We start from the raw sequence: 16,330 nt of genomic DNA on the forward strand, positions 1-16,330 counted from the left end.
CAATGGACCGATGTCCGCTCTCTCGACGGTGCTCGATCCGCTTCGGCACACCGCCGGCTATGCCCGCTACTTCCTGAACAAGAGCGCGCGCGACCGCGAGGATGCGCAGGCATTGCGCGAGCTCGAAGCCCGGCCGCTGACGCTGCCCGCCGGTCTCGAACTGGAATGGCTGGGCACCGCCGGGTATCGGATGACCTACGAGGGCGCGACACTGCTCGTCGATCCGTTCCTCACCCGGGTGCCGTTGTCGACGGTGGTGCGCCGCCGCACCGCGCTTCCCGACCCCGCGTCGATCGACCGCTTCCTAACAGGCCTCGGTGACGTATCGGGAATTGTTGTCGGACACGGCCATTGGGACCACGCGCTGGACGCTCCCGAGCTCGCGCGCCGTTTCGGCTGCCCGGTCTACGGCTCACGGTCGGTGCGCAATCTCATGGCCCTGCACGGACTCGGCGAACGGGGTGTGGAGGTGGAGCCGTACCGCCGCTACGAACTCGGACCGTTCACGGTGACCTTCGTGCCGAGCGTGCATTCGAAGATCCCCTTCGGCACCCGGATCCCCTCCCCCGGCGACACCAGCTGCGAATCCCTGGCGGCGCTGGCGCCGATGGCGTACGGCTGCGGACAGACCTGGGGCATCCACATCGCGGTGGCCGGTATCGAGATCTACCACCAGGGCAGCGCCGATCTCATCGATGACGCGATCCGGCACCGCGAGGTCGACATCTTCCTCGCCGGAGTGGCCGGACGGTCGGTGACGCCGGACTACTGGCACCGGATCCTGACGCGGCTGCGCCCCGCCACCGTCGTGCCGATGCACTACGACGATTTCCTCCGGCCGCTGGACGCGCCCATGGGCTTCACGGTCGATATCGCCCTGGCCGCGGTGCCCGACGAGATCGGCGCCGTGAGTCGCGCGATCGACGTGGTCGCCCTGCCGGCTCTCAGTCCTCGCGAACCGGACGCCCGATGAGCAGATGAGCCGGAATCGGCTGCCGGTCGATCTGCCGGTGTTCGACCGCCAGCCCTGCTCGTTGCAGCGCGCCCGATACCTCGTCGACCGGCCGCAGCCGGAAACCGTGCGCGGTGAACGGCATCTTCGCCATCGCCGCCGGATCTCCGATGCCGACCACTACCCGGCCACCCGGGCGCAGCACCCGCGCCAGCTCCGCGCAGGCCCGGTCCAGATCGTCGATGAAATAGACGGTATTCACCGTGATCACCGCATCCAGGCTCGCCGATGCGAGCGGCAGTTCGGTGAGCGCGCCTTCCACGATCCGCAACCGGCCGGTGCCGATATCGCGGGCGAAGCGAGAACGGGCACGCGCCGACATATCCGGAGAGATCTCCACGCCGTGCACGGTCCCCGCCTCCCCGACGGTGCGCAACAGGATCGACAGCCCCACGCCGCCACCGAAGCCGATATCGGCCGCGGCCTGTCCCGCGCCCACCTCGGCCGCCTCGACCGCGGCGTCGATGGCGAAGCGATTGGCCCGGTTCAGCATCCGCGCCACCACCTTGCCCAGCACCCCGTGCGGATTGCCCAGCTGTTCGGCGACCGTGGACATAGCGCGTGTGACAAGGGAATTCATGGCACGCATGCTACCGATCCGGGCTCGCCTGGGCGGCGGACGCGGCTCGCCTGCGGCGCAGGTCCACCACCCGGCCCGCTCGGCGGCCTACTCTGCATCCGTGAACGACTCCGACAATGTGCGCGACTCCGGAAGCTGGAAGCATCCGCACGAACCCCACGGCGGCGGTTTCGCCTCCCGGCTGAACTGGTTGCGGGCCGGAGTGCTGGGCGCCAACGACGGCATCGTGTCGACCGCGGGCCTGGTGGTGGGCGTCGCCTCGGCCACCGCGGCCACCACGCCCATCCTCACCGCCGGTGTGGCCGGGCTGGTCGCGGGTGCGCTGTCGATGGCTGCCGGCGAATACGTCTCGGTCAGCACCCAGCGCGACAGCGAACGTGCCCTGCTCTCGCTGGAGAAGCGGGAGCTCGCCGAAGATCCCGATTACGAACTGACCGAGTTGACCGAGATCTATCGGCACAAAGGACTGTCGGAGGCGACCGCGCGGCAGGTCGCGCAGGAGTTGACCGCCCACGATGCCTTCGCCGCGCACGCCGAGGCGGAATTGGGTCTGGACCCGAACGAGCTGACCAACCCGTGGCAGGCCGCGTTCTCCTCCGCGCTGGCGTTCACCTGCGGCGCCCTGTTGCCGCTGCTGGCGATTCTGCTGCCGCCGGCGAACTGGCGCATTCCGGTGACCTTCGCCGCCGTGCTGGTGGCGCTGGCCGCGACCGGATCGCTGAGCGCGCGCCTCGGCGGCAGCAATCGACGCCGGGCCGTGCTCCGGGTGGTGATCGGTGGTGCGCTGGCCATGATCGTGACCTACGGTATCGGCCAGATTCCGGGCGTATCCAGCGGCTAATCACGGATTCGATTGTCGCGCACGATGATTCCCGCCGCCCGCGCGAAGGCGGGTGCCATCTCCATCAGCTGGGGTGTGGTGATGATCGCCCCCTTCAGCGTTCCGATATCGGCGATGAGGTCCAGGGCGGTCGCGCCCCGCAGGTCCACGTCCTTCAAGGTGGCCCCGTGCAGGGCGACGCCTTCGAGCCGCGATCCGGGAAAGTCGACCTTCCGAAGTGTGGCGGCGGAGAAGTCGGTATCGCGAAACACGCAGTCGGCGAAGGTCACGTCCTGCAGTGTGGCCGCACGGAAGTTCACCGATTCGAATTTGCACCCCTCGAACCGGATGCGACGCAGCTGCGCGTCGACGGCGATGACTCCCGACCACGCGGAGTCGACGAATTCGGCATTCAGCCACCGAGTTTCGCAGGCGTCGATCCCGATCCACCGCACCCCGCGCAGCCAGACGTCGTCGAATCGGCAGTGATTCAGGCTGCCGCCGCCGAGGACCACACCGGTCAGCGCCGACTCGCTGAACCAGGAGCCGCCCGCCGACACCTCGTCGAGGGACGTGGCGTCGAGGTGGACCCGCTCGTACTCGGTGTCGGGTGCGAGCGGTTCCAGCAGCGGCGTCAGACTCGGGGCATACGGCAGATCGGCGAGGTCGCGAGGCATTCCTGCACCCTAGACATGCGCACCGACAGGCCCGCGGCGGCTCACTTCACGAATTGGTGGTCGGTGCGCACCCTCCCGTCGGTGTCGAAGGTCAGCACCTCGAGTCCGGATCCGGCGACCGTGCCGTCCGCGCGCGAACGCATCACCCAGGTCAGGGCCACGGCGGCCCCGGCGTGCCGAACCGGCTCGCCCTCGGGCTCGAAGACATGCTCACCGTCGGCGACGAACATGTCGTATGCCCGGGTGACACGGGTGAACATCGCGTCGTAGCCGCGGACCTCGATCGCCGGAGCGGCGACCCCGTAGTGGCGGGCGGTGTCGCGAATGCCCTCGGGCGGATTGACCATGACCTGATAGCCGTCCTCGGCCCAGACCTCGCGGATCAGCGCGCGACGCCGGTCGGCATCGGGTTCGTTCCACTGGCCGACCCAGCGGTCGAGCAGATTCTTCAATTCGATATCGGTGGGTTCGTAGCTCATGCCGCCGAGTCTGTCCGCCGGCCCGCACTCGCGCGATTCCCTCCAGGGTATGGCGGAGCGCCACCCCGGGGCCGACGATGATCCCATGACGACAGTCGCGCAACCGGGACCCTTCGCGCAGGAACTGCGACGCTGGCGGGGGCTGCGGCGGTGGAGCCAGCTCGACCTGGCCATCCGCGCCGATACCACGCAGCGCCACCTCAGCTATCTCGAACAGGGCCGCTCCCGGCCGGGCCGATCCATCGTGCTGCGGCTGGCGGAATCACTGGAACTGTCGCTGCGCGAACGCAATGCGCTGCTGGCGACGGCCGGCTACGCCCCCGCCTACGACGAATCCGGTGTGGACGCACCGCAATTGGCTCCGGTGCGCGCGGCGCTGCGCACGATCCTGTCCGGGCATATGCCCTATCCGGCGCTGATCGCCGACCGCTACGGATGTTTGATCGAAGCGAACGCCGCGTTCGACGTCTTCACCGAGGGCTGTGCGCCCGAACTGCTCACCGCGCCGATCAATGTGCGCCGCTTGGCATTACATCCGGACGGCTTGGCGCCTCGGGTGGTCAACTTCGCCGAATGGGGCCGACATGTCACCGAATCCATGCGGGCACGCAACCGCCACTCACCGGATCCGCGCGCCGAGGAACTGGTCGCCGAATTCGAGAGCTACCTCCCGGACACCGACCCCGGGCCCGGCTATCTCGGCTTCGCGGTGCCGCTGCGACTGCGCGGGGAGGCCGGCGAGTTGCGTTTGATCACCACACTGACCTCGTTCGCCACCGCCACCGACGTCTCGCTGGCGGAACTGCATCTGGAGGCCTTCCTGCCCGCCGACGAATCCACCGCGGAACTGCTCCGCCGGCGCGCCGGGTGACCGATCGCGCTCGACCGGCCGGCGCCGAAACCTACTGCACCGGTTCGAAATCCATGCGGCCGTCTTCGGTCACCGCGTAGATGCCCGAGGCCAGATCCAGCGCGACCACGGTCCGTGCCGCGGCCTCGGCGATATGAATGCGCGGCGGATCGGGCCGGTCCGCGTCCTCCGGATAGTAGGTTCCGGGACCGTAGAACTGGCCGTAGCGCAGGACGACGCCACCGATCCCGAGCACCGCATCCTCGAGGAACTGCTTGGCGGCCTGTCCCTCTCCGGTCATCTCCCACGCGACGCTCTGGGCGAGAAAGCGTTTCGCACCCGCTGCCTGTGCCGCGGCGATCAAATTCGCGGTGCCCTCGCGGCGCATCCGCGAATTCGCCGCCCGTCCGGCGGGCAGATCGGCGGGATCGTCGGGCAGGTCGGTGAGCTGGTGCATCACCAGATCGGGCGCGAAATCGCGTACCGCCTGTTCCAGCGCCGCCGCGTCGTAGACATCGCAGACGACCGGCCGCGCACCGAAGCCGGTGAGCATCGACGTCTTCGACTCCGAGCGCGTGAGCCCGGCTATCTCGAACCCGGCCGAGACCAGCAGAGGTGTCAATCTGGCGCCCAGCACTCCGGTCGCGCCCGCCACAAAGATCCGCACGACGAATCACGATAACCGCCCGACTCCGGTCGGCCGGTCCGACACTCTCGACTGCGCGGTGCGTGCGCTCCTTCGTTCGTCTCCCTGTTGCCCAGTCATACTCGTCGACGTATATTCGTAGACGAGTAAGGAGGTGTGGGCAATGCCCGAGAAGCGGAAAGTCGCCAATCTGCTGGCCTTGGCGGTCCTGGCGACGCTGATCGAACGTCCCATGCACCGCTACGAGATCGCGGCCCAGATGCGCGAACGCGGCAAGGACCGCGATATGGACATCAAATGGGGTTCGCTCTACACGGTTGTGCAGAATCTCGAGAAGCACGGATTCGTCGAGGTCATCGGCAGCGAGCGCGACGGCGCCCGGCCCGAGCGGACGATCTACCGGCTCACCGACGCCGGCCGCGCCGAGGCCGAGGACTGGATCCGGGAACTGATCTCGACCCCCGAACCCGAACCCCATCGGTTCGTGGCGGGCTTGTCCGTCGTAGCCCTGCTGCCGCCGGACGAGGTGATCACACTGCTCGACGAGCGCACCCGGCTGCTCGCGGCGGAGATCGCCGAGCGCCGCCGCGAAATCGAGGAGCAGACACGATTTCTGCCGCGGCTCTTCCTGGTCGAGGCCGAATTCGGCGTGGCGATGCTCGAGGCCGAGGCGGCCTGGGTCGCCGAACTGCGTACGGAACTCGCCTCCGGCACCTTCCCCGACATCGATTTCTGGCGGCGCGCCCACTCGGAACAGATTCCGCCCGCCGAGGTCGCCGCGATGGTGGAAGGAGGGACGTTCCGACAGCCGACCGACGACTGATCCACGCTACGACAATCCACCGACGAACCGGGCCCGGCGCAGTGCGGCAACACCGCGCCGAGCTCGATCCACTTACCTCTCGAACCGCATTCACGCAGGCGAACCCAGCCCGAGTATGGCAACTTCAGGATAACTGGGCAGCGCGTGCGCGGATCGGATCGGGTTCATCCACTCGAGGAGATTTCCCATGTCCGCAGTCACATCCGCCCTCGTCATCGGCGGCGGTGTCGCCGGCCCCGTCGCCGCCACCGCCCTGCGCAAGGCCGGAATCGAGGCGACCGTCTACGAGGCCTATCCGGGACCGGCCTACAACATCGGCAGCGCCCTGGGTTTCGCACCCAACGGCCTGGCCGCCCTGGACACCATCGGCGCCGGCGATGCCGTGCGGGCCGTCGCTCTGCCGATCACTCGCACCGTGATGTCGTTGGGCCACAAAGATATCGAGCTGCCGACGGCCGCCGGCCTGGAACCGCTGCACGCGATCGATCGCAGCGCCCTGCATCAGGTCCTGCACGATCATGCCGTCGACACCGGCGTGGCGGTCGAATACTCCAAGCGCCTGGTCGGCGTCGAGGAACATCGCGACGGCGTGACCGCCCGGTTCGCCGACGGCTCCACCGCCACCGCCGACATCCTCGTCGGCGCCGACGGCATCAAGTCGCGCGTGCGGACGCTCATCGATCCGAACGCCCCGGGCGCCGACTACACCGGCATGCTCGGTTTCGGCGCCTACACCGCATGCTCGCATCCGGTCACCCCGGAGACCATGGTGTTCGCCTACGGTCGCAACGCCTACTACCTGTATTGGTCGATGCCCGACGGCCGGATCGCCTGGGGCGCCAATCTGCCCCACAAGCAGTATCTTTCGCTGACCGAGGCGCGGGAGGTCCCGGCCGAACGGTGGTTGCGGACCCTGCGCGAGGTCTACGGCGAGGACACCCCCGGCGCCGAACTGGTTCGCAACACCCGGCCGGAAGAGTTGGTCGTCACCGGCGGCCTGCACATCATGCCGCCGGTGCCGCACTGGTATCGCGATCGCATGGTGCTGGTCGGCGACGCGGTGCACGCGCCGTCCAACAGCACCGGCCAGGGAGCGTCGATGGCGATCGAGAGCGCGGTGCAACTCGCTCGCTGTCTGCGCGATTTCGATTCACCGGCAACGGCTTTCGCCGCCTACGAACGGATCCGTCGTCCCCGGGTGGAGAAGGTGGCGGCCCGGGGAGCCAAGATCAACCAGTCGAAGACCGTCGGCCCGGTGATGCGCCGGATGATGCCGCTGGTCATGCCGCTGGCGACCAAACTCTTCAAAATGGAGGAGGTCATGGCCCGCGAACAGAGCTACACCATCGACTGGGACGCGCCGGTCGACGAGCGCGCGGAACTCGCTGTCGCGTGAGCGTATTCACCTGGAGGGCAAGGTAATCGAGCCCGGGCGCCGCGGCCGGCGGTGATCACACCGTCAGCCGCAGCGCCTCCGGCCGTTCCACTTCCTCCAGCAGTTTCGCCGCGATATTGTCCAGCGCGCGATCGAAGAGTGCGCGATCGTCCGGGTCGGCGCAATCCCAATCGTCGAGATAGCGGCACAGCCATTTGCGCCAAGCGGCGAGAATGCGGTCGTACTCGGCCTGGCCACTCGCGGTCAGATCCATTCGGTCGCCGTCGAATTCGATGTAGCCGGATCGCACTGCCTTGTCGTACACCGGTTCCAGCACTTCCGGCGGCATCCAGTGCGCTCGCGCCACCGCCGCGAGCTCGGCCGAACCGCGGGCGCGCTGCAACATCTTCACCTGCCCGATGGCCCAGGCCTGATCCCGGCCGAGCGGACTGTCCGCGGCCGCCAGGATCTGCGGATCGGGCAGCTCGTCGTCGCGCAGTCTGCGCAGCACGTTCGCCAGCGAATGCTCCAGGCGGACAATACGATCCGGAGAATCGGGCACCGAGAAACCGCCGCCCACATCGGCCGCCTCCGCGCGGACGCTGTCGCGCAATGGAACCTGCTTCAGGAACCACGCCACGACGAAACCGACCACGGCCACCGGCACCACCCAGCGGAAGACGTAATCGATGGTGTCGGCATAGGCGTCGATGATCGGGATCGCCTGGGCGTACGGAAGCTGGTGCAACAGTTGCGGACTCTGCGCCACCGCGGGCGGCACCCCGGGCACCTCGGTGAGCGCCTGGCGCAGATTCGGTTCCAGCTGATTGCTGTAGAGCGTGCCGAAGATCGCGGTGCCGAAGGTCGACCCGACGGTCCGGAAGAAGGTGACACCCGAGGTGGCGGTGCCCAGGTCCTGGTACGGGACGGTGTTCTGCACGACGATCGTCAGCACCTGCATCGCCAGGCCGATGCCCAGACCGAGGATCAGCATGTACAGCGATTGCAGCCAGAAGCCGGTGGTCCGGCCCATGGTCGACATCAGATACAGCCCCACCGCCATGACCGCGGTGCCCGCGACCGGGAAGTATTTGTAGTAGCCGGTCCGGCCCACCACCTGGCCGGAGATGATCGAGGTGGTGAACAGGCCCACCACCAACGGCAGGGTGCGCAGTCCGGACGCGGTGGCCGAGACACCGTTGACGTATTGCAGATAGGCCGGCAGATAGGTCATCGCGCCGAGCATCGCGAAGCCGACGATGAAGCTGAGGATCGAGCAGACGGTGAAGACATTGCTGCGGAACAGATGCATCGGCAGCATCGGCTCGGCCGCGCGGGTCTCGACGAAGACGAACGCTGTCAGCAGGACCACCGCGGCCGCGAACAGTCCGATGATGGTCGCCGAACCCCACGGATACTCCTGGCCGCCCCATTCCAGTCCGAGAATCAGACAGCTGACGCCGATCGCGACCAGTGCGATGCCGGCGTAGTCGACCACCGGCCGCACCGCGGCGCGGATCGACGGAATCGCCCGTGCCGCAACGGCGATCATCAGAATCGCCAGCGGCACGTTCACGTAGAAGCACCAGCGCCAGCTGGCATGGTCGGTGAACAGCCCGCCCAGCGTAGGGCCGACCACGGTGGTGATGCCGAAGACCGCGCCCAGCGCACCCTGATATTTGCCCCGGTCACGCAGCGGGATCACATCGGCGATCAGCGCCATCGAGGTCACCATCAGCCCGCCCGCGCCGACTCCCTGGATGCCGCGCGCGACGATGAGCAGCGTCATGCCGTGAGCGAGCCCCGCTACCATCGACCCGACGATGAAGATCAGTCCGCTGAGCTGGAAGATCAGTTTGCGGCCGAACAGGTCGCCGAATTTTCCCGCCAGCGCGGTGGCGACGGCCTCGGCCAGCAGATACGCCGTCACGACCCAGGCCATATGCCCGGCGCCACCCAGGTCGGCGACGATGGTCGGCAACGCGGTCGACACGATGGTCTGGTCGAGCGCGGCCATCAACATCCCCAGCACGACGGTGGCGAAGACGACGTTGACGCGGGTATGGCTCACGGGTGCGGGCGATTCGGCGACTGCGGCGACACCGGACATTAGCTCAGTATGTGCCCTTGGCCCGATTCGATCGGCGTAACACGGCAATACGCCGGCTTGCTTCCCTCACCCGCAAATCTTCGGCATTCATATCGCCCATGCCGGAGCGATGGTCGATACCCTGACGACACGGCGACCGAACCCTACCGCCGGAACTTACTCTGGAGTAAGGTCACGCGGTGAGGATGCGACGAGGCTCCTACTCCCAAACGTAAACAGTGAGGTCTCACCATGGCGTGGAATCCCAGCGAGATCCCGGCGCAGCACGGACGCACGTTCGTGATCACCGGAGCCAACGGCGGTATCGGCAAGCACACCACCCGAGCACTGGCCGCCAAGGGGGCGACCGTGATCATGGCCTGCCGCAACACCACGACAGCACAGCAGGTCGCCGACGGTATCGAGGGTGATGTCCGAGTTTCCGCACTGGATCTGGCCGATCTCGCCTCGATTCGCGAATTCGCCGAGCGCACCGGGGAATTCGATGTGCTGATCAACAACGCGGGACTGATGAACATCCCCTTCTCGCGGACCGAGGACGGCTTCGAAACCCAGTGGGGGGTCAACCATCTCGGTCACTTCGCGCTGACCGGACTGCTGCTGGACCGTATCGGCGACCGGGTGGTCACTCTCGCCAGCATCGCGCACCGGCAGACGCCGAAGCTGTGGATCGACGACCTCAACTACGAGAACCGCCGCTACCAGCGCAACCTCGCCTACGCACAGTCGAAGTTGTCGAATCTGATGTTCGCGCGCGAACTGCAACGACGCCTGGCCGAGTCCGGATCCGCCAAGCGGTCCTATGCCGTCCACCCCGGCGTCTCGCCCACCGATCTGTTCACCCGGACCGAGACCCCGCTCGACAAGGTCGCCAAGCCCTTCATCGCATTGGCCGGGCACTCCCCGCGCAAGGCGGCGGAGTCGAGCCTCTACGCGGCCACCGTGCCGGACGCCGATCCGAACACCTACTGGGGACCGACGCTGCTGTTCGGTTCCCGCGGTCCGGTGCGGCCGTCACCGTCGAGCGGGCTGTCGAAGAACACCGATCTGCAGCGGCGGCTGTGGGAGGAATCCGAGCGGCTGACCGGCGTGACCTACAAATTCTGACCAGCGCCGATCGCCGGGCACCTCACACTACGGCCTGTGTAGTAGACCGGGTACCGTGGTAGGCGTGTCCGCTCCACATCGTCGCCCGGCCCTGATCATCCTGGTGGTCGTGGCCGCGCTGGCGTGCCTGGGGTTGGGCTGGTGGCAGTGGGGACGGTTCGAATCCTCGTCCGGAACCGCGCAGAACCTCGGTTACGCGCTGCAGTGGCCGCTGTTCGCCGGATTCGTGGTCTTCGCCTATTTCCGGTTCGTGCGACTCGAACGCGATACCGCCGCCGAGCACACCGAGGCGACGGAACCGGCCGAGGCATCGAGCCCGGCCGACTCCGCGACTCCGGCTCGGCGGAAGACCAAACGGGCTGCTCCGCGCGAGATCCCGGCCGGCATCCTGCCCGAACGGCCGACCGCCGCCCGCGACGACGACCCGGTGCTGGCCGAATACAACAAATACCTTGCCGATCTGCACGCACAGGATGTGCGCGAGCGGATGCACGCCGTGGGGCTCGACGGCCCCGACATCGAGAGGAGAGCCGGTTGAGCGCCGACCGCCCCACCACCCCGGCCGCCACCACCACACCGGCACCGGCCGGCACGCCCGCCCCCGCGGCCCGCGACACCGGCCGCATCCGGTCGGCGCTGACCCGCTACCGCGTGCTCGCCTACATCACCGGTGTCTGGCTGCTGCTGTTGTGCGCGGAGATGGTGTACAAGTACCTGCTGCTCGACGACAGCAGCAAGGCGCCGCACTGGCTGTTCTACATCGGCCAGATCCACGGCATCTTCTACATGCTGTACCTGGTGTTCACCATCGACCTGGGCATCAAGACGCGCTGGAAGCCGCTGACGCTGGTGATCACCGCGCTCGCCGGAACCATCCCGTTCCTGTCCTTCGTCTGCGAGCACTACCGCACCCGCCAGGTCCGAGCCGAGTTCTTGAGCTGAGCCGCTCGGCGCGCTCAGGACTCGGCGAGTTCGGCCAGTGCCGGGAGCAGGGCGCGCAGGGCTCGGCCGCGGTGGGAGGCGGCGTCCTTGTCCGCCGGAGTGAGCTGGGCCGCCGAGACCGACCCGCCGGCCGGGACGAACAAGGGGTCGTAGCCGAAACCGCCGTCGCCGACCGGCTTTCGCGCGATCCTGCCCGGCCATTGGCCGAGGGTGACGACCTCACGGCCGTCGGCGACCAGGGCGCAGGCCGAGACGAAGCGGGCGCCGCGGCGTTCGTCGGGGACGTCTCCCAGCTGGGCGAGCAGCAGCTCGTTGTTGGCCGCGTCGTCGCCGTGGCGGCCCGCCCAGCGCGCGGACAGCACGCCCGGCATACCGTTGAGAGCGTCGACCGCGAGGCCGGAATCGTCTGCCACACAAGGCAATCCGGTGGCCGTCGCACCGTCGCGAGCCTTGGCGAGAGCATTTTCCTCGAAGGTCGCACCCGTTTCGGGGGCCTCCGGGAACGGCGGCACCTCGTCCAGGCCGATGATCTCCAGACCCGCGACGCCCGCCTCGGCGAGGATGCGGCGCAATTCGCCGAGCTTCTTCGCGTTGCGACTGGCCACCAGTACCCGGCGCGCCATTACTTCCTCTTCTCGCCCGGCTCGGGCAGATGTCCCGGATACGGCAGCGCGAGCGCCTGCTTCTGGACCTCGAACAGCTGCTCACAGCCGGCCAGCGCGGAATCCAGCAGCTTGTCCAGGGTCGAGCGGGGGAAGGTGGCGCCCTCGCCGGTGCCCTGGATCTCGACCAGGGTGCCGGTGTCGGTGGCGACCACGTTCATATCGACCTCGGCGCGCGAATCCTCCTCGTACGGCAGGTCCAGGCGCACCCGCCCGTCCACCACACCGACGCTGACCGCGGCGATCATGCACGAGATCGGCTGCGGATCGGCCAGGCGGCCGGCGGCTCCGAGGTAGGTGATCGCATCCGCCAGCGCCACGTAAGCGCCGGTGATCGCCGCGGTGCGGGTGCCGCCGTCGGCCTGCAGGACATCGCAGTCGAGGGCGATGGTGTTCTCGCCGATCGCGGCCAGGTCGATGCACGCCCGCAGCGACCGGCCGACCAGACGGCTGATCTCCTGGGTGCGCCCGCCGACCTTGCCCTTCACCGATTCGCGCCCGCTGCGGGTGTGAGTGGCGGCCGGCAGCATCGCGTATTCGGCTGTGAGCCAGCCCAATCCGGAGTCGCGCCGCCACGGGGGCACGCCCTCGGTGACGCTCGCGGTGCACATCACCCGCGTCTGACCGAATTCGACCAGTACCGAACCCGCCGGATGCGTGGTGAATCCCCGGGTAATCCTTACCTCGCGGAGTTCGTCGTCCGCTCTGCCATCGGCTCGTCTAGACACCACGCCAGCCTAAGGGATGGGTACGACGCCCCTCCCCCGGCGGGGCACCAACATCTCCACCCGGCGGGGTCGGCGCTCAGATGTCGATGACCTCGCCCGGCGAGACCGCGTGCACGGGCCCGCTGAACTGCTCCTTGGCCTCGGCGATGACATCTTCGCGCGAGGTCCACGGCGGAATGTGGGTGAGCAGCAGTTCGCCGACACCCGCACGGTCTGCGATCATTCCGGCCTCGGTGCCCGAAAGGTGAATCCCCGGTGGGCGATTGGCCGGATCGTGCGTCCACGAGGCTTCCGACAGCAGGATGTCGGCACCCTCCGCGAGTTCGAAAACGGCGGGGCACAAGGCGGTGTCACCCGTGTAGACCAGGGTGCGGCCGGTGGCGGTGGTGATGCGCAGGCCGTAGGACTCCGGCGGGTGGTACATCCGGCGGGCGACCACCGTGTGGCCGGGGCCGAAGCGCACCTCGGCGCCCTCCTCCCAGGGGCGCATATCGATCACGTCGGACCAGTCGTCGCATTCGCCGCCGATCTCGGCCGAGGCGTTGCCGATTCGCAGCGCCGAATCCGAGGGGCCCTGCACGATGGCCTTCCCGGTCGGCGGGTTCGGGTGATACCGCCGCCACACCAGCAATCCGGGCAGGTCCAGGCAGTGATCGGCGTGCAGGTGGGTGAGGAAGATGTCGACCTCGCCGGGATCCAGGTGGCGCTGCAACGCACCCAGCACGCCGGGACCGAAATCGATCACGGTGGGGGTCATATCCGGACCGGTCAGCAAATAGCCCGACGCAGGGGAATCCGGGCCGGACACACTGCCCGAACACCCGAGGACGGTGAGGCGCATTCCCCCATGCTGCCACGCTGCATTCTCACTCAACTGGGGATCCCCCAAATCGCCGGCCGGGTTCCGCAGTCACCCCGACGATGCGAGGCGGCCGGCACTCTCCCCGCGACGATGACGACGTTCATTCGATGAGAGTACCCAGCCGGCCAGCAGTCCACCCAACGCACCGAAAAGATGCCCTTGCCAAGAGATTCCGGACTGTCCGGGCAGCACACCCCACAAAATCGAGCCGTAGAGCAGACCCACGACGACGCCCACGAGGATCTGCCACAGGTTGCGGGTGAACAGGCCGCGCGAGATCAGATAGGTGAGCCAGCCGAACACCAGGACCGAGGCGCCGATATGCACCGAACCGCTCGCCCCGGTGAGCCAGGTGCCGATCCCGGCCACGATCCAGACGATGGCGGTGGCGGCCAGACCGCGACCGATCCCGGTGAGCAACGTCAGCAGGCCGAGCACGATCACCGGCAGGGTGTTGCCGATCAGATGCGCCCAATTCGCGTGCAGGACGGGGGCGAAGACGATGCCCTCCAGACCCGCGGCCGTCCGGGGCCGCACCCCCGCACCGTCGAGGTCGTGGTTCGAGACGGTGTCGACCCCCTCGACCGCGTACAGCAGCGCCACGAAGCTGAGGGTCATCGCAATCGCCCGCTGCCACAACAACTTCAGCGCGGCGGTGCGTCCGGCCTCGGATGCCGGCGTGGCGGGAACGGGCCGCGGCGAGGGAGATTGCGAACCGGGCGGTACGGAACCGGCGGGTTTTCCCGCGGACTTCTGCAGTTCGGCCCGCAGCGCGGCAATCCGATCCGGGTCGAAGGACGGGCCCATCTGCTCGGCCACCGCCATCACCTCCTCGCGAGACCGGCCGTCCGGTCGCTCGCCCTCAACGGTACCGCTGCGGCGAGGAACCGGACTCGGACCGGCGCTGCGGCCGGTCCACCGGGATTACGCCCAGAGCTGGCCTTCGAGCCGTTCCTCGGCATCCTCGAGCGTGCCGTCGTACGCGCCGGTCGACAGGTATTTCCAACCACCGTCGGCCACCACGAACGCGATATCGGCCCGCTTGCCCGCGCGCAACGCCTTGTTGCCCACACCGAGGGCGGCGTGCAGGATCGCACCGGTGGAGATGCCGGCGAAGATGCCCTCCTCCAGTACCAGCTCCCGGGTGCGCCGCACCGCGTCGTAGGGCCCGACGGAGAACCGCGAGGTCAGCACCGATTCGTCGTAGAGCTCCGGAATGAAGCCCTCGTCGATGTTGCGCAAGCCGTAGACCAGTTCGCCGTATCGCGGCTCGGCGGCCACGATATCGATCTCCGCGACCTTCTCGCGCAGGTAACGACCGGTTCCCATCAGAGTCCCGGTGGTGCCCAGACCGGCGACGAAGTGGGTGATCTCCGGAAGGTCCGCCAGGATTTCCGGGCCGGTGCCCTGATAGTGCGCGTCGGCATTGGCGGGATTGCCGTACTGGTACAGCATCACCCAGTCGGGATGTTCGGCGGCGATCCGCTTGGCCTTCGCGACGGCCTGGTTGGAACCACCGGCGGCCGGCGAGTCGATGATTTCGGCGCCGAACATGGTCAGCAGCTGCCGCCGCTCGACCGAAGTGTTCTCCGGCATCACACAGACCAGGCGATAGCCCTTGAGCTTGGCTGCCATGGCCAGCGAGATGCCGGTATTGCCACTGGTCGGCTCCAGAATCGTGCAGCCGGGCCGCAGCGTGCCGTCGGCCTCGGCCTGTTCGATCATGCGCAGGGCGGGCCGGTCCTTGATCGACCCGGTCGGGTTGCGGTCCTCGAGTTTGGCCCACAGCCGGACGTGGTCGTCACCGTCCCATTTGGGCGACAGCGTCCGCAGACCCACCAGCGGGGTGTTGCCGAGGGTCTCGATCAGCGATTCGTAGCGTGCCACGGAAATCAGCGGCCGAGCGCGCCGCCGGCGACGGCAGGAAGAATGGTCACCGATCCGTTGGCCGGAACCTCGGCCTCCAGCCCACCGGCGAAGCGCACGTCCTCGTCGTCGACGTAGATGTTGACGTAGCGGTTGAGCTTGCCGTCGGACAGCAGGCGCTGTTCGAGTCCGGGGTAGTTGGTCTCGAGGTCACCGATCACCTCGGCGAGGGTGGAACCGGTCGCCTGGACCCGCTTCTCACCTCCGGTGAGGGTGCGCATGATGGTCGGGATGGACACGGTTACCGACATGGGTGCTCCTGTTTCTTCTGGTCGCCTGGTTCGCGGACGCGTCGGGCTCAGGCCCGGGGGTATTCGGTCACGATCTTCACCGGTTCCTCGGTGACCACACCGTCGAGGATCCGGTAGCTGCGCAGTTCGTGCTCGTGCGGGTCGCGGGTGGACACCAGCACGTAGTGGGCGTTCGGCTCGGAGGCGTACGAGATGTCCGTCCGGCTCGGATAGGCCTCCGTGGCGGTGTGCGAGTGGTAGATCACCACCGGCTCCTCGTCGCGGTCGTCCATCTCCCGCCAGACCCGCAGCTGTTCGCCGGAGTCGAATCGATAGAAGGTGGGCGAGCGCTCGGCGTTGATCATCGCCACGAATCGCTCGGGACGGTCGGAGCCCTCGGCGCCGGCGATCACACCGCAGGCCTCGTCGGGATGATCGGCGCGGGCGTGCGCCACCATCGCATCCACGAGATCGGCCCTGATCACCAGCACAGTTCGAATC

General features: G+C 67.9%; 20 protein-coding genes. 8 read left to right on the forward strand and 12 right to left on the reverse strand.

The window, feature by feature from the left end; all coding sequences use genetic code 11:
* The first annotated feature begins 10 nt into the window (after positions 1 to 10).
* Positions 11 to 973: an MBL fold metallo-hydrolase gene (locus NN2_RS09200; protein ID WP_245008002.1), complete on the forward strand. Its 963-nt coding sequence runs from the start codon at positions 11 to 13 to the stop codon at positions 971 to 973.
* Here the strand turns inward: NN2_RS09200 and NN2_RS09205 are convergent.
* Positions 945 to 1,592, reverse strand: a complete 648-nt coding sequence (locus NN2_RS09205) for a class I SAM-dependent methyltransferase (RefSeq protein WP_063012193.1) — start codon at positions 1,590 to 1,592, stop codon at positions 945 to 947. The two genes, NN2_RS09200 and NN2_RS09205, sit on opposite strands and share 29 nt — an antisense overlap.
* Before the next feature lie 100 nt (positions 1,593 to 1,692).
* On the opposite strand from NN2_RS09205, the gene NN2_RS09210 reads away from it, so the two are divergent.
* Entirely contained in the window at positions 1,693 to 2,433 is a 741-nt protein-coding gene (locus NN2_RS09210; RefSeq protein ID WP_036524962.1) for a VIT1/CCC1 transporter family protein, read from the forward strand.
* Here NN2_RS09210 and NN2_RS09215 read toward each other — a convergent pair.
* Complete coding sequence (locus tag NN2_RS09215; RefSeq protein ID WP_063012195.1) at positions 2,430 to 3,089, reverse strand: pentapeptide repeat-containing protein; 660 nt, start codon at positions 3,087 to 3,089, stop codon at positions 2,430 to 2,432. The two genes, NN2_RS09210 and NN2_RS09215, sit on opposite strands and share 4 nt — an antisense overlap.
* Positions 3,090 to 3,130: 41 nt before the next feature.
* On the reverse strand, positions 3,131 to 3,568 hold the full coding sequence (locus NN2_RS09220) for a hypothetical protein (protein ID WP_063012197.1): 438 nt from the start codon (positions 3,566 to 3,568) through the stop codon (positions 3,131 to 3,133).
* 85 nt (positions 3,569 to 3,653) lie between these two features.
* Between NN2_RS09220 and NN2_RS09225 the strand changes: the two genes are divergently transcribed.
* Positions 3,654 to 4,439: a helix-turn-helix domain-containing protein gene (locus NN2_RS09225; protein ID WP_063012311.1), complete on the forward strand. Its 786-nt coding sequence runs from the start codon at positions 3,654 to 3,656 to the stop codon at positions 4,437 to 4,439.
* Between the two features lie 31 nt (positions 4,440 to 4,470).
* Here NN2_RS09225 and NN2_RS09230 read toward each other — a convergent pair whose 3' ends face one another.
* Positions 4,471 to 5,085: an NAD-dependent epimerase/dehydratase family protein gene (locus tag NN2_RS09230; RefSeq protein WP_063012199.1), complete on the reverse strand. Its 615-nt coding sequence runs from the start codon at positions 5,083 to 5,085 to the stop codon at positions 4,471 to 4,473.
* Between the two features lie 142 nt (positions 5,086 to 5,227).
* Here NN2_RS09230 and NN2_RS09235 point away from each other — a divergent pair, with 142 nt between their 5' ends.
* Together NN2_RS09235 and NN2_RS09240 are read left to right on the forward strand one after the other, a co-directional pair.
* Positions 5,228 to 5,887 (forward strand): PadR family transcriptional regulator, encoded by a 660-nt coding sequence (locus NN2_RS09235; protein WP_063012201.1) that lies wholly within the window; start codon positions 5,228 to 5,230, stop codon positions 5,885 to 5,887.
* Positions 5,888 to 6,074: 187 nt separating this feature from the next.
* On the forward strand, positions 6,075 to 7,283 hold the full coding sequence (locus NN2_RS09240) for an FAD-dependent monooxygenase (RefSeq protein WP_063012203.1): 1,209 nt from the start codon (positions 6,075 to 6,077) through the stop codon (positions 7,281 to 7,283).
* 55 nt (positions 7,284 to 7,338) lie between these two features.
* Here the strand turns inward: NN2_RS09240 and NN2_RS09245 are convergent, their stop codons facing one another.
* Positions 7,339 to 9,372, reverse strand: coding sequence for an MDR family MFS transporter (locus tag NN2_RS09245; protein ID WP_063012205.1), 2,034 nt, complete (start codon positions 9,370 to 9,372; stop codon positions 7,339 to 7,341).
* 231 nt (positions 9,373 to 9,603) lie between these two features.
* Between NN2_RS09245 and NN2_RS09250 the strand changes: the two genes are divergently transcribed.
* From NN2_RS09250 to NN2_RS09260, 3 genes are all read left to right on the forward strand, one after another.
* Complete coding sequence (locus NN2_RS09250; RefSeq protein ID WP_063012207.1) at positions 9,604 to 10,479, forward strand: oxidoreductase; 876 nt, start codon at positions 9,604 to 9,606, stop codon at positions 10,477 to 10,479.
* Between the two features lie 64 nt (positions 10,480 to 10,543).
* Positions 10,544 to 11,017: a hypothetical protein gene (locus NN2_RS09255; RefSeq protein WP_063012209.1), complete on the forward strand. Its 474-nt coding sequence runs from the start codon at positions 10,544 to 10,546 to the stop codon at positions 11,015 to 11,017.
* A complete protein-coding gene (locus NN2_RS09260; RefSeq protein WP_063012211.1) occupies positions 11,014 to 11,421 on the forward strand; it encodes a DUF3817 domain-containing protein in 408 nt (135 codons plus the stop codon). Before NN2_RS09255 ends, NN2_RS09260 begins: the two co-directional genes overlap by 4 nt.
* Before the next feature lie 14 nt (positions 11,422 to 11,435).
* Here NN2_RS09260 and NN2_RS09265 read toward each other — a convergent pair whose 3' ends face one another.
* From NN2_RS09265 to NN2_RS09295, 7 genes are all read right to left on the reverse strand, one after another.
* On the reverse strand, positions 11,436 to 12,044 hold the full coding sequence (locus tag NN2_RS09265) for a non-canonical purine NTP pyrophosphatase (protein ID WP_063012213.1): 609 nt from the start codon (positions 12,042 to 12,044) through the stop codon (positions 11,436 to 11,438).
* Positions 12,044 to 12,811, reverse strand: a complete 768-nt coding sequence (gene rph / locus NN2_RS09270) for a ribonuclease PH (protein ID WP_030516106.1) — start codon at positions 12,809 to 12,811, stop codon at positions 12,044 to 12,046. Before rph ends, NN2_RS09265 begins: the two co-directional genes overlap by 1 nt.
* 76 nt (positions 12,812 to 12,887) lie before the next feature.
* Positions 12,888 to 13,652, reverse strand: coding sequence for a cyclic nucleotide-degrading phosphodiesterase (locus NN2_RS09275; protein WP_063012215.1), 765 nt, complete (start codon positions 13,650 to 13,652; stop codon positions 12,888 to 12,890).
* Positions 13,653 to 13,721: 69 nt separating this feature from the next.
* On the reverse strand, positions 13,722 to 14,498 hold the full coding sequence (locus NN2_RS09280) for a rhomboid family intramembrane serine protease (RefSeq protein WP_082856847.1): 777 nt from the start codon (positions 14,496 to 14,498) through the stop codon (positions 13,722 to 13,724).
* 99 nt (positions 14,499 to 14,597) lie between these two features.
* Positions 14,598 to 15,560 (reverse strand): PLP-dependent cysteine synthase family protein, encoded by a 963-nt coding sequence (locus NN2_RS09285; RefSeq protein WP_063012217.1) that lies wholly within the window; start codon positions 15,558 to 15,560, stop codon positions 14,598 to 14,600.
* Positions 15,561 to 15,565: 5 nt separating this feature from the next.
* Positions 15,566 to 15,850, reverse strand: a complete 285-nt coding sequence (locus NN2_RS09290) for a MoaD/ThiS family protein (protein WP_063012219.1) — start codon at positions 15,848 to 15,850, stop codon at positions 15,566 to 15,568.
* Between the two features lie 47 nt (positions 15,851 to 15,897).
* Positions 15,898 to 16,320 (reverse strand): M67 family metallopeptidase, encoded by a 423-nt coding sequence (locus NN2_RS09295; RefSeq protein WP_030516111.1) that lies wholly within the window; start codon positions 16,318 to 16,320, stop codon positions 15,898 to 15,900.
* Positions 16,321 to 16,330 lie beyond the last annotated feature (10 nt).

It is taken from the genome of Nocardia nova NBRC 15556, from assembly GCF_001613005.1.
In the GTDB taxonomy this organism is placed as follows: domain Bacteria; phylum Actinomycetota; class Actinomycetes; order Mycobacteriales; family Mycobacteriaceae; genus Nocardia; species Nocardia nova.